Source organism: Erythrobacter sp. S259 (genome assembly GCF_057364965.1).
Window position 1 is genome coordinate 2,102,728 of record NZ_CP200286.1, and the last position, 12,653, is coordinate 2,115,380.

Here is a 12,653-nt window from a genome sequence, read left to right on the forward strand (position 1 = left end):
TTCATTCAGCGAGCGGCCTGCGCGATTGACACAGCTTCGCTCGCAAGGGTTGTGATCTGGGAATAGTCGCCGATGGCAACCGCTTCCTTGGGTGTAAGCCAGCTGCCACCGCAGGCGAGGACGCTGGGAAGGGCTAGAAACTCAGCCAAATTGCCTGCCGACACACCGCCGGTTGGCATGAAACGCATTTCCCGGAACACCGAGGAGAACGCTTTCAGCATCGGTACGCCGCCAGCGAGCGATGCAGGGAAGAATTTCACCTCACGAAGCCCAAGCGCATAAGCGCGTTGGACTTCGCCGGCGGTCATGGTGCCGGGGTAGAAAGGGATGTCTTCGGCAAGGCAATACTCAGCGATCTCGTCAACGAGACCGGGTGATACGATGAACTGCGCACCGCTTGCCCGGACCGATTTGGCCTGATCAAGGGTCAGCACAGTTCCTGCGCCAACGATCAGGCCCTCAGTTTCAGCGAGGATCGCTTCCATGCCTTTTTGCGCGTCACTGCTTCGCATAACGACTTCGATGACCGACAAGCCGCCTTCGCCAAGCGCCTCAGCCGTTTTCACAGCGCGGCCCGCATCATTTTCGCCAATGAGCGGTACCACAGGTGCAGCAGCCAAGCGGCTTGTCAGTTCATCACGCATTGCATTCCATTCCGATTATGAGAAGGCCAGGCCGCCATTGATATCCACATTCGTGCCTGTGATGAAAGAGGCTTCGTCTGAACATAGGTATGCAACAAGATCAGCGGTCTCTTCGGCTTTACCTTGACGGCGAAGCGGGGTTGAATTGGCCACGTTTTCACGCGCTGCATCAGGCGTAAACTTGTCGTGGAAGGTGGTGGCGATCATGCCGGGGCATAGTGCGTTCACGCGGATGCCTTTGGGCCCCAACTCTTTGGCAAGGCCGCGGGTCATAGTCATCACCGCGCCTTTAGACGTCGCATAGGCAATCGCTCCGCCGCCGCCGCCATCGCGCCCTGCAAGCGATGCCAAGTTCACGATTGCTGCGCCCTCTTTCATAAGAGGCACGGCCGCCTTGCACGCGAGAAAGGTTGAGGTGGCGTTCAATTGCATGACGAAGTTGAAGAACTCTTCGTCCATCTCCTCCAATGTTTTGCGCGCGACAAGGCCGCCAGCGTTGTTGACGAGAATATGGATCTCTCCGCCGAACGCATCAGTTGTGGCAGCAATCAGAGCGTCCACATCAGCAGGCTTGGTCACATCAGCTTTCACCGCGATGCCTTTACCGCCCGCCGCTTCCACAGCGGCGACTGTTGCATCGGCGTCCGCTTGGTTGTTGTTATAGTTCACAACAACGCTTGCGCCTTCGGATGCGAGTTTCACACAAACCGCGCGGCCAATATCGCGGCTTCCGCCGGTCACTACGGCCACTTTGCCAGCAAATTTCATAATCGTTCCCCCTTAAGGAATGTCTGCGGCCTTAGGCCGATTTTGGTTTCAATGGTTTGATTTCGGGGCACAGGATGAGCACCGAAAGAACAGTCGCAATCGCTAGACCAGCGCCAACGATAAAGGCAGGCGCATAGCTATTCACTGTGATTGCTGGGATCAGGAAGTTCAGACCCACAACGGCAAGCTTCGCAGCGGTGCCCGCATAACCGGCCAAAGTGCCGACCGATGCGCCGCTGTAAAAATCGCTGGGCAGTGTCTGAATGTTGCCGACAGCCGTCTGGAAACCAAACAGGATTGCCGCCATCATAAGAACCGCGATGAGCGGCGTGGCTGCTTGAGTGGTCGACAAAAGCGAGACCAGCATGATCACACCGCCAAGCGCGATCACCGATTTGCGCGTTTTATTGACGCTCCACCCAGACTTGATCCGGTTACCGGCCAGAAGACCGCCGAACCACGCACCGAACATGGCGCCAACGTATGGGATCCAAGCATAAACCGCGATTTCCTCAACACCGAAGCCATAAGTCTTGGCGAGATAAATCGGGAGCCAGCCCACAAAGAGCCACCAGATCGGGTCGAGGAAGAAGCTTGCAAGGATCACGCCCCAGCTTTCCTTCCGGCTCAAAATCTCAGCAGAACCCGGTGCGTAATCGGCGACCTCATTGGTTTCGACATTGCGCTGACCGGTCAAGATGAACTGCCGCTCTTCCTCAGAAATCCAAGGGTGAGCGTCAGGGCCGCTTTTGTAGACGATAAGCCAAGGGATCAACCATAAGAAGCCGAGTGCACCAATGGCAATGAAAGTCGCCTGCCAGCTGCCGAGCCACACGAACAAAAGTCCGATGATGGGTGCGGACACAATGCCGCCAATCGCAGCGCCTGAATTGAAGATGCCCTGCGCAAGCGCGCGCTCGTTGATAGGGAACCATTCGGCGTTTGCCTTGGTTGCACCAGGCCAGTTACCGGCTTCCGACACACCTAGAACCGCACGGAAAACCGCGAAGCTCATAAGCCCTTGGGCAAAAGCGTGAAGGATGGTCGCAGCCGACCAAACGACGATTGAAAGCACGAAACCAAGCCGCACTCCGATCCAGTCGAATATCTTACCAAAAATCGATTGACCAAAGGCGTAGGCAAAGGTGAACACATTGAGAATGATCGCATAATCATACTCGGTCAATTCAAGCTCTTTGGATATCTCAGGCCACAAAAAGCCCAAGGCGCCCCGGTCGATATAATTGATGATGGTCGCAAGGGCGACAAGCCCGACGATCCAGAAACGCAGTTTCCCTTTAAGCATCGCCCTAGTTCCCCTCGGCCAAAAAGTCTTCGCGCAATGGACTGAAGGTGTCGATCAGGACGCCTGCCTCAAGGCACACTGCGCCGTGATCAAGGTGCGGCGCTATGTAGAAGCTGTCGCCAGCCTCCAGCACCTGTTTCGTCCCGTCGATAAAGACCTCAAACTTGCCGCTTTCGACATAGGTTGATTGGCTGTGCGTATGGGAATGAACATCACCCACTGAACCTTTTTCAAACCAGACCCTGACGATCATGATTTCAGGCCCATAGCCGAGTATCTGGCGCGATATTCCGCTACCCAGATCCTCTTTGGGTGTGTCCTTCGCGACCACGAAGGGCGGGCTTTGCGCCTCTTTCACCATTTCCATTCCCATCTCCCGTTATTCTTTGTCACTGAGCGCAGTTACGCCAGCAAACCCCGTCCAGGCGATGGTATCGCCCCCGATAGTGACACTGTGCGCCGCCTCTGGATCAGGATTGTGCGAAACCGCCACCGCGTAGCGCTGCCCTGATTTCAGGGTCAGTTTGACTATGTCCATTTGCCCCGCCCGCGCATGGGTGAGATCTTCGACAAGACTGCGACTGTCGAGCGTCTGCTCGGCCGCGCCATCATAGCTTCCGTGCGCCTCGAGCAGGCTGGCGAATGACACAGCGCCTTCACGCTGTGCGCGAAGCATAAGCAGCGGCTCGCGGCGAAGGTTGAACTCAGGGTCATTCGCCCCGCTCTCGCCAAAAATCGCGGTGAGCGGGCCGTTGCCAGCAAAGCGGTACGTGTAGAACCGCCCATCCAAGATCCATGTGAGCGCGCCCTTACCGCTCTCGAGAGCGGCTTTGGCATCGACCCAAATGTGCTGGTAGCCATTGGCAGAGCCGAGCACGGGGCGTTCAGCAATGTTGCGCTGCGCCTCGAAGTCATATTCCATGATGTGCCCAGAATAATGCAAAGGCAGATCATATTGGTGCGCATCATCGCTTGAGGCATGGACAAGGTCGATCACCAAAGGCGCTTCCAAGCCTGGGATCGAAGGCATCAACAGCGTACGTTTCATCGAAACGCCGGGATAGGCGCTCCCGATCATCCCGCTTGTGACCTGAAGCCCCTCTGCGTCGGAGAAGTAAGTCTGCGTGGGCCAGAACTTATCAGCGTATTTGCCGTCACCGTCGAAATGGCTGGTCTCGTCCACAACCAAAGTGTTGTGAGCGACCGATGACTTGGCCCAAGTCTCGTTCTCAGGCAAATAGCGCCCGCCGCGCTTTGCCTCGATATTGAGGAAACGCGCCGCGCCATAATCGCGCACGATCTCATTGCCATTGTCGTACATTTGCCAGGCAAGCTTGTCGAAGTGGCCGTGGCCCATACCTTGCGAGCTGTTCTTGGCGATCAGCACGGTGGCTGGCTCGCCTTCCGCATTGGCTTTGCCTTGGCGAAGGACAGCAACAGCTCCTTGGTCACCTTCGGGTCCATCAGTCAGCAAAAGTGAGCGGAAGGGGAAGGGCTCTGCCTTGCCCGCCGCCAGATCCTTTGCCACCATTGCGCCGCCCGGGGTGAGGACAGTGCGCCCCTGAAAATCAGCGATCGACAAAAGAGCTGGATCGCGGGTTTGCCCGTAAGCAATCGCGATGCCTTCGTAGAGCTCGGCTGTACGCAGGCTCTTGTCCCGGATCGCGTCATTGAACGGGAAGAAATAACCGCGATAGCTCAGCTGAACCGTCGTGCGCAGCGCCTTTAGCAATATCGCATCACGGTGCTTGAAGATTTCCCGCTCAGGCTCATTACGCTCAATTGCATTGGCGAAAACAAGGAAAGGGAGCAGCGCAAAACGCTGATAATACGGACCTTCGGTGTAATAGCCATCGGGTGAGAACAACAGTTCGGTTTGGCGGATAAATCCTGCCTTACCGCTTTTGTCAGAACCCAAAAGAGCGCGCTCGGTCATATCCTTATCGCCGAGCAAATATCCCGTCATGCCCACACCAGCGGTCGCCCAAGTGGCGTGATTGTGGATGCGGTCAAAGGTTGCGACCGATTCCACCGACAGGAAATGCGCCGCAGGGCGGAACACCTGGTCGTCGATTTTTTGGCGGTCTGCATCGCTCAAGGTGCCGCGAATATCGCCGTATCCTTGCACCGCATGGACCAGCCACATGGCATCATTAAGGACTTGCCAGAAGATGCGCCCGGAATATTGGTTCGCCTTGGCCGGATGCTCACCCAGCGTGGGATAGAGCTCGGCATATTCAAGCAGCATATCGCGCACATAATCGCGGTAACGCTCATCGCCCGTGATCGTGAACAATTGCCCGCCTTGATAGATCGCGCGGAAATTGCGTTTGTGTTGTTCGTGGGTGTAGCCGCCGCCGGGATCCTTGGGCTGAGGCACTACGACGCCGTCTGCCATCATGCCGTCAACAAAGGCGCGGGCCCGCTCCATTTCCTGTGCGAAGAGGGGCGCGTGCGAGGGCGCACTCTCAAGGGTCACATCGGCATGACCATCGGCCGCCAGAGCGACGCCTGGCACGCTCGCCAAAGCGAGCGCAGAAACAAGTGTAAGGGCGCGCATCATTCATTGCCTCCTTCTGCAAACTCGTTGTCCGAAAGCTGCGCGCGGTGCCCGCCGCCGAAGATCAACTCTTCAAGGAGAAACGCGGCAGTGCCCGAAAATGCGTTATTGCTGATCTGGGTTTTGGGCGTGCCGACTGTGTGGACCACACGCAGCGGCGCTGAGGCACTCACAACATTGCCGTCAATCGCTGCGATTTGAACGCCGTGCAAATGGACCGATCCGCCCGTGCCATTGGTTGGCGCAAGCCCCACATTGTGAAGCACGTTGCCAGCGATGGTCACATTGGGCCCAAAGGTGCTTTCATCGCGTCCGCCTCGATAAATGCTGGCAATAGGCCCGCCGATATTGGCAAAGGCATTGCCCGATATATCGAGATATTCGACATTGTACTGGCCGTAATCCTCGGTCTCCGCAGAGGCCGAGACGATGGTGCCTGAGATGTTTTCAAACGCGCTGTTCGTAATCGAAACGCTATCAGCCAGAGTGCTTTTGCCCAGCGTCACCACGCTGAATGATTTGTTCACATCAAGGTTGCGCACTTTGATCTGGTCAAGCTCAATCCTAAGGTTCGACTGGATTGGATAGACCCCGGTGCGGATCATTGAATTGCCAACAGAATCGGGTGCGCGCACGCCGTCAATCGCAAGGCCGGAAAGCTTCAGATTACCGCCTTCTCGCAGCTCAACAAGGGTTGGCCGCGCAAATTCGATGACCGTCTCTTCTGCGCCCGCTCCCACAATGGCAAGCGTCGTCGCCAGCGGAATAGTGCGCTCGGTCACATAAGTACCAGCGGCAAGCTTAAGGACATCGCCGGGACCCGCCGCCATGGCGGCCTGCGCCAAAGTGCCCTGCCCTGGAGCCACTTCGATCACTTTGCCCGAAGAGCCGAATTCCGCAGGATCGCTAGGTTTGGGATACCAACTTGGCCCGACTTCATCGAGGCCCACCACTTTCAGATCGCGCGGCGCACCCACTGATGCAAGCGCAGGGTCCGCAGGATACAGTAGACCATTCTCGCCGCGCACCATCTCAACTGAACCTTGGGGCAACGAGCCCAGCTCGGCTGCAACCCCGCCTGCACCCACTTGGTTGTCAGCGAATGTGAACCCGGAAATGTCGTCGTAAACCTCAAGGAAGGATTGACCCTCCAACCCGCTCAAAAGGTTGTTTTTGAACGTGGAATTGCTTGGCGCAGCGGAACGCTCTTCATCCGCGCCGACATTGAACGCAACCCGGCGGCTGTCGACAATGGTGTTGCCTTCAATTTCAGCGCCTTCAACCTCAACATAGCGATTGACCGGAGAATTGGGGACGCCGTTCATGATGGCAAGCGCGCTGGAAAACGCTTCTCCACGAAGCCCCTCCATATAGTTGCCGCGCACCGCCTGACCGCGATTGATCACGCGAATGCCGCCGGTGTAATCCGCCCCCTCCCCCAGAAACACATTGCCTTCGACCACATTGTTGTCGCCGTGCCGCAAGGTCAGCGTCCCGCGCGCTGCGCGAAAGACATTGCCGCGAAAGACATTGCCGCCGGACTTGGACGAGATGATTTCCACCTCGCCTCCGGTGCGGTCAAACATATTGTAGGCCACAAGCGTGTTCGAGTTGAACATCGAAAAATGGCTGGTGCCAATGCGCAGGGTCTCTCCGCCATTCGACCCCAACACCGCGCGCGGGCCGAAATAATTGCGCTCAATCCGGTGATTGTTCTCGCGGCTTTCCTCTGTGTCGAGGCGCACTGCAAGCGCCACCCCCTTGTTGGTTTTGCCTGCGAGGTAATTGTAGTCAAACCGGTTGTTCTGACCATAAATGCCAACCCACAAGTCGCTTTCGTACCGGTCAGGCTTGCTGAAGCCGTCGATCACAACCTGCGTCACGCGCGAATTGCTGGCCTGATCATCCTTGGAGACACGGAAAGAGACAACTTCGCCGCGCGGGCTGTACCCATCACGGAACACAAGGCCGCTGACCTGGACGTACTCACCGCCGACCCGAAGGCTCGATTGGCCGGTGAGAAACACTTTGCCAGGCTCCTGCGCCGTAAGCACGATGGGCGCATCTTCGCGCCCATCACCGGTGACAACCAAGTCGAAATTGCGCCACTCGCCATTGGCAAGAACGATCTCATCGCCCGCCTCAACCCTGGTTAGCACATCGGCATATTCGTCTCGCGTTTGGACAAGGTAGCGTTCCGCATAGGCCGGCGATGCCAGAACACACGCAGCAGCGATCACAAGGCTCACCCTTGGCGACATCCAAAATTTCCCTCATCCAAACTTTATTGGGATGGACTATAGACCAGACCAAATGAGTGTCAATCAATCTGGCATATAGTTTTCAGAAGGTTTGTCGCACCAATATGGCTAGGCAATCTTTGAAGCTGCAGCAAACCGCTCGCGGCTCTTTGAGGCCTTTGCCTGCAACTCTTCCATCGCCATTTTCTCGGTTGCATCCAGCATCGCTTCGATCAAACGGTGAAAGTGTTCGCGCATCGCATTGCGGGCACCTGACGGGTCTCGGTCGCGCAGCGCAAGGAAAATCACTTCGTGTTCTTCTGTACGCGTTTCAGCATCATGAACGCAGACCGCTTCATAGGTCGCTTTCACTTCCGGAATGTCCTCGCGCATCTGCCAAAGCGATTTTACCGTATGGATCATCGCAGCATTGTTGGACGCCTCAGCGATTGTTGCGTGAAACTGCGCATCGGCTTCATTGGCCGTTTGCTCATCCCCGGTTCGCATCTGCTCGATCAATCCGGACAAGCGCTCAATACCTGCATCGGTGATATTATGGGCAGCAAGCGCCGCGGTCTCAGATTCGACAAGAAGACGAGCCTCAGTCACCTCAAAGGCGCTAGCCGATGGCAAGGCAGCAGCGCTTTCGGGCTTCTTCTCGCTGACATAGACTCCGGAACCGGTCTTGATTTCCAAACGGCCAATCGCCTGAAGCGCAATTTCCGCCTCACGGATCGTCACGCGGCTCACATTGAGCCGTTCAGCAAGTTCGCGCTCGCCCGGCAAACGAGTTCCAGCAGGGAATGCCCCTGCATCAATCAGCTCCGAAATTTGCTCGGCAACGGATTGAAAAAGTCGTTTACTACTCATGCCCTACCTCCGGCGAGACGCTACCTCGATACTCTACCCACTTGACCCCATAGGTCGAGGGGGTTTTACAGTCAAAAGTCAGGTTGCCGCAGCCCCTTTAACACGCGGCAACCCTAACCAGATCAGAAGTGCGCACGAACCCCTGCAACTAAGCGAGGACCGTAAACCAGCACCTGCCCCAGATCATCTGGAGCGCCGCGCAAGTCAGTACGCTGCTTGTTGGAGAGCAAGTCAAGTCCTGGAATCGAACTTGGCGCGCCCTGCGCGTCAATGCGGCGACCTTCTGCAAAGTTCAAATCAGAGCGTTGCTCTTTATTCACACGGCGCGAATATGGAAAGTCAGCGTTGACATCGACATCCGGGCTTGACTGATATTGCACCGTTCCAAAGAATGCGCTGCGAGTGCCACAGTTTCCACCGTCAGATACACCGTCGCTGGTGACGCCAGGGTCAACCAAATAAGCCCGGATTGCGTTCATCGCCCGCTTTTCCTGCGCAGGACTGCTTGAACCGCGGCGCTCATAACCGAGCGACATGCCCAACTCGCCGCCGCCCACCGACCATTGGTCAACATGGCTGAGCGAGCCGCAATAGCCGAGGTCGTTGAGATGTTGATCGGAGTCCAAAGCAAAGCCGCCAGGACTGAACTCGCCTTTGAGCTTGGCCTGCCCTTCAAAGACATCTGCAACGCTTTCCTCAGGCTGCTCACCCTGCGCAAGCGCAGGGCCTGCGATACAAGCAAACCCCGCAAGCAGTGCTGCAGAGATTGATACGCGCGAAGGGCCGCGATGAACTACGCGAAATGCCATATGCCCCTCCCTCTAATAGACTTTTTATTTTGGTTGCACTCCAGAATAATCGGGAACCGCACTGAGTCAACCTCTGCATCATACCAAAGTACGGCTTTTGGACTTACCAATTGAGCTGCACCCCTCACAGCCGAGCCGAGACTGGAGAGAGTGATGCATTTATGTGACTGGCCCGGCTAATTTTGAACGATGGGGTTCACCGGCTGGATAAAATCCACAAGCAAAAAACCGCAGAATTCCGGCGTTTTTGGAAAGGATTGGCCTATTGGTATTACAGAGTTATCCTTTTCTGCCTGCCAATTTGGTTGACTAATGCGTTTCGGAGCCTAGCTTTTTGAGTGTCAGCCAAACAACTTGGTGATGGGAGAGAGTAATGAAGTACCTTAACGGGGGCAAAGGCCTTCCTAACGCACGCACACGTTTGATTGCCGGTCTCTTGGCCGGATCAGCAGGTCTGATGCCAGCAGCGGCGGCAGCGCAAGACAATGAAAACGACGTGAGCGTCGCCGACAGCACAGAAAACGAGATCATGGTAACGGGCATTCGTAGCTCGCTGCAAAGCGCGCTGAACGAGAAGCGCAATGCCGACAGCCTGATCGAGGTCATTCAAGCTGAGGACATTGGCAAGCTTCCAGACCAAAACCTCGCCGAAGTGCTTGAGAACATCACGGGCGTTCAAATTACCAGGACGGCAGGTATCGGAACCGGAGTTCAAATTCGCGGCACAAACGACAACTTGGTTCTGATCAACGGTGTCAAGACCGTTGCCACTGGAACGGGCCGCGGCGGTCTTAATTTTGAAGATGTCAACTCGGCAATTATCGGTGCTGTTGAAGTCATTAAGGCGCCAACGGCGGCAAACATCGAAGGTTCGGTTGGTGGTACCGTAAACCTTCGCACAATCCGACCGCTAGAACTTAACGACCGGCTCCTTTCGTTTCGCGCTCAAGGCGAATACAGCGAGCTTTCCAACAGTGTGAAACCGCGCCTTTCCGCCAACTTCGGCAATGTCTGGGAGGCGGGCGACGGGGAGATCGGCTTCGTCATCAGCGGCAGTTATACCGAACAGGAAGGCACCTCCTTCAGGCCGCGGGTAGACCGCGACAACCTGATCGGCGCTGGCCAAGCCGTGACCGCCGCTGGCGCTGCCGGCCCTGACTTTCCATTTCTGAATATTCAGTTCCTCAATCAGGAACTGGAAAATTTCGAATTCGAAACATTCAACATCGCGGGTACGCTTGAATGGGCTCCTAGCGACAATCTGAAGTTCTTTGCCGACGTCATTTACAAGGACCAAGAGCGCCGTCAGGACAGCTCGCGTGTTCAAGGCTCCGGTGTCAGCGCGGTTGACACGGTCAATGTTCCCGATGGTTTCGAAACCGTCACCTTCGGAGCGCTCGACGGAACCGATCTCGGCAGCATTGAGGCAGCTCTGTTTGGCACCATTCAGCCCAACCTTGCTCAGGACGACGATGATCCAAACCTTCGTTTCTCCAGTGATACAGGTGCTCGGGTAACCGAGACCGAGCTGTATCGGTTGGGCACTGAGTTCACGACGGGGCGGTTCACAACGCAGATCGAAATCTCGCGCTCGACTTCGGATACTGCCAACCCGAATTTGAGCACCACGCTCAACTTCATCAACCCAAACCCGCTGACACCCCTGGATGGCAGCAGCAACGATAACAGCGTTCCGTTCATCTACGATTTGCGTGGTGGCGCGCTGACTTTCGGCCTCGATTTCAACTCGCCGTTTGCGCCTACGGTCGAGCAGCTGCTCGATCCGAACAACACCGTGCTTGATGCTGTAACCAACAGCAACAACATGACAGAGAACGAGGAGGATGCCTTCCGCATCGATACCACGCTCGATCTTGATGGCGTGCTGGGTTTCATCACGTCGGTCGATGCAGGCTATCGCTACAACGATACGTCTACTGAGTTTACTCAGCTGCGTTCAACCTTCGGCACTGGCGCGATAGCGAACAGCCCCAGCGGCTCGGTGCTTGCAGGTTTGATTGTCCCCGGACCTGACAATTTCGATGAAGCTGACGGGCGGACCCTCGCATTCCGCAACTTTGTGGTGATCGATCCTGATCAAGCGTTTTCTGATCGGGACAATGTCATTGCGGCGCTTCAAGCTGCGCTGGATGCGACCCCAGGCGGTCAGGCTGCGATTGCCAATGGCGGGCGCTTGCTGGGCGATATCGATCCAAATTCGGCAGGCAATCTTGGAGCATCCTTCCGTATCGAAGAAGAGACGCACGCGCTGTATGCGCAGGCTAACTTCGAAACTGGACCAGTTCGCGGAAATATCGGTTTCCGCTGGGTGGATACCAGTGTCGACTCATTCGGCAACGCAATCGCTAACGGCGTAGCCTCGCCGGTTACTGCTGGCGGCAGCTACAATGAGTTTATGCCGCGTATCAATGTGATCGCGGAACTGACTGATGATCTGTTCCTTCGCGCCAGCTTTACTGAAGATATCAACCGTCCAGATTTTGACGATCTGTCGCTGTCGGTGTCTTTCCCGACCGGGCCGAACAATGCGGTGAGCCTCGGCAACCCGAACTTGGCGCCGGAAACGGTCCAGTCGTATGATGCGTCGCTGGAATGGTATTTCGCACCCTCCTCTCTGGTTAGTGTCGGCTTCTTCCACAAGGATCGCTCGAACCTGTTTGTGACTCAGGTGGAGGATGCGTTCGAAGATCCGGCGACCGGCTTCCGCGACATCACCGATCCATGTGAACAAGGAGGTATCTTCAACCCAGTGCCGGATCGTAACGTCCTTTCTGACGTGCCTGGGAACGGCCTATGTGTTCCGCTACAGACGATCATCAACGATTCTGCCAACACAACACAGACCGGCATTGAGGTTTCTTTCCAGTACGATCTCTCTCAATTCGAGGATACTCTGGGATTTGCCTCGGGCTTCGGCATTATCGCCAACTATACGTGGCAGGACTTCGGTGGAGGCGAGGCAACTCAAACATCATCGGGGCGTGGCCAAGAGATTTTCGAGGCCATTAATCCGAATGTTCCCGATCCGGTCGAAGCCGTTCAAGGGCTGCTCGATTTCTCGGAGAATGCCTACAACATCACTCTCTATTACGAGAAGTTCGGCCTTTCGGCGCGTGCCCGTTACACCTGGCGGGACGCGTTCCGCACGCTCGATACGGCGGGCGGCGCTTCGCTCAACTCAACACTTGGCTTCCCGGTCGTCACTGACTCTCGGGGCCAGTTGAACGCAAGTGTCGTTTACGATGTGACGGACTATCTGAGTGTTGGTGTTGAAGGTGTAAACCTTACCAAGTCGGACATCAGCCAGTTCTGCGTCAACGATGACGCTTTGCTGTGTTTCCAGGGGCTGCCTGATCGGCGCCTCACGTTCGGCGCGACGCTGCGCTTCTAGACTTTCCTTAACTAGGCAAGCTTTCAAACAGAGCGCCCCGCCAT

General features: G+C 56.2%; 9 protein-coding genes. 1 reads left to right on the forward strand and 8 read right to left on the reverse strand.

What is annotated here, in order from left to right; genetic code table 11:
• Positions 1 to 5: 5 nt before the first annotated feature.
• The 8 genes from AC0V60_RS09970 to AC0V60_RS10005 form a co-directional block, all read right to left on the reverse strand.
• Positions 6 to 644 carry a bifunctional 4-hydroxy-2-oxoglutarate aldolase/2-dehydro-3-deoxy-phosphogluconate aldolase gene (locus AC0V60_RS09970; RefSeq protein WP_486178316.1) on the reverse strand — a complete coding sequence of 213 codons (639 nt, stop codon included), beginning with the start codon at positions 642 to 644 and terminating at the stop codon, positions 6 to 8.
• 15 nt (positions 645 to 659) lie between these two features.
• Positions 660 to 1,412, reverse strand: coding sequence for an SDR family NAD(P)-dependent oxidoreductase (locus AC0V60_RS09975; protein WP_486178317.1), 753 nt, complete (start codon positions 1,410 to 1,412; stop codon positions 660 to 662).
• Between the two features lie 31 nt (positions 1,413 to 1,443).
• Positions 1,444 to 2,718: an MFS transporter gene (locus AC0V60_RS09980; protein WP_486178318.1), complete on the reverse strand. Its 1,275-nt coding sequence runs from the start codon at positions 2,716 to 2,718 to the stop codon at positions 1,444 to 1,446.
• A gap of 4 nt (positions 2,719 to 2,722) precedes the next feature.
• Positions 2,723 to 3,085: a cupin domain-containing protein gene (locus AC0V60_RS09985; protein ID WP_486178319.1), complete on the reverse strand. Its 363-nt coding sequence runs from the start codon at positions 3,083 to 3,085 to the stop codon at positions 2,723 to 2,725.
• 12 nt (positions 3,086 to 3,097) lie between these two features.
• Entirely contained in the window at positions 3,098 to 5,281 is a 2,184-nt protein-coding gene (locus tag AC0V60_RS09990) for an alginate lyase family protein (protein ID WP_486178320.1), read from the reverse strand.
• A complete protein-coding gene (locus AC0V60_RS09995; protein WP_486178321.1) occupies positions 5,278 to 7,539 on the reverse strand; it encodes a polysaccharide lyase 6 family protein in 2,262 nt (753 codons plus the stop codon). Before AC0V60_RS09995 ends, AC0V60_RS09990 begins: the two co-directional genes overlap by 4 nt.
• A gap of 108 nt (positions 7,540 to 7,647) precedes the next feature.
• Complete coding sequence (locus AC0V60_RS10000; RefSeq protein ID WP_486178322.1) at positions 7,648 to 8,388, reverse strand: FadR/GntR family transcriptional regulator; 741 nt, start codon at positions 8,386 to 8,388, stop codon at positions 7,648 to 7,650.
• A 122-nt stretch (positions 8,389 to 8,510) separates the two neighbouring features.
• Positions 8,511 to 9,197: a hypothetical protein gene (locus AC0V60_RS10005; protein WP_486178323.1), complete on the reverse strand. Its 687-nt coding sequence runs from the start codon at positions 9,195 to 9,197 to the stop codon at positions 8,511 to 8,513.
• Between the two features lie 373 nt (positions 9,198 to 9,570).
• Between AC0V60_RS10005 and AC0V60_RS10010 the strand changes: the two genes are divergently transcribed.
• On the forward strand, positions 9,571 to 12,609 hold the full coding sequence (locus AC0V60_RS10010) for a TonB-dependent receptor (protein ID WP_486178324.1): 3,039 nt from the start codon (positions 9,571 to 9,573) through the stop codon (positions 12,607 to 12,609).
• Positions 12,610 to 12,653: the final 44 nt, after the last annotated feature.

Bases quoted from the DNA above. Each gene is read 5' to 3' on its own strand.
- AC0V60_RS09970 (WP_486178316.1), bottom strand. From the start codon at position 644: ATGCGTGATGAACTGACAAGCCGCTTGGCTGCTGCACCTGTGGTACCG.
- AC0V60_RS09975 (WP_486178317.1), bottom strand. From the start codon at position 1,412: ATGAAATTTGCTGGCAAAGTGGCCGTAGTGACCGGCGGAAGCCGCGAT.
- AC0V60_RS09980 (WP_486178318.1), bottom strand. From the start codon at position 2,718: ATGCTTAAAGGGAAACTGCGTTTCTGGATCGTCGGGCTTGTCGCCCTT.
- AC0V60_RS09985 (WP_486178319.1), bottom strand. From the start codon at position 3,085: ATGGAAATGGTGAAAGAGGCGCAAAGCCCGCCCTTCGTGGTCGCGAAG.
- AC0V60_RS09990 (WP_486178320.1), bottom strand. From the start codon at position 5,281: ATGATGCGCGCCCTTACACTTGTTTCTGCGCTCGCTTTGGCGAGCGTG.
- AC0V60_RS09995 (WP_486178321.1), bottom strand. From the start codon at position 7,539: ATGTCGCCAAGGGTGAGCCTTGTGATCGCTGCTGCGTGTGTTCTGGCA.
- AC0V60_RS10000 (WP_486178322.1), bottom strand. From the start codon at position 8,388: ATGAGTAGTAAACGACTTTTTCAATCCGTTGCCGAGCAAATTTCGGAG.
- AC0V60_RS10005 (WP_486178323.1), bottom strand. From the start codon at position 9,197: ATGGCATTTCGCGTAGTTCATCGCGGCCCTTCGCGCGTATCAATCTCT.
- AC0V60_RS10010 (WP_486178324.1), top strand. From the start codon at position 9,571: ATGAAGTACCTTAACGGGGGCAAAGGCCTTCCTAACGCACGCACACGT.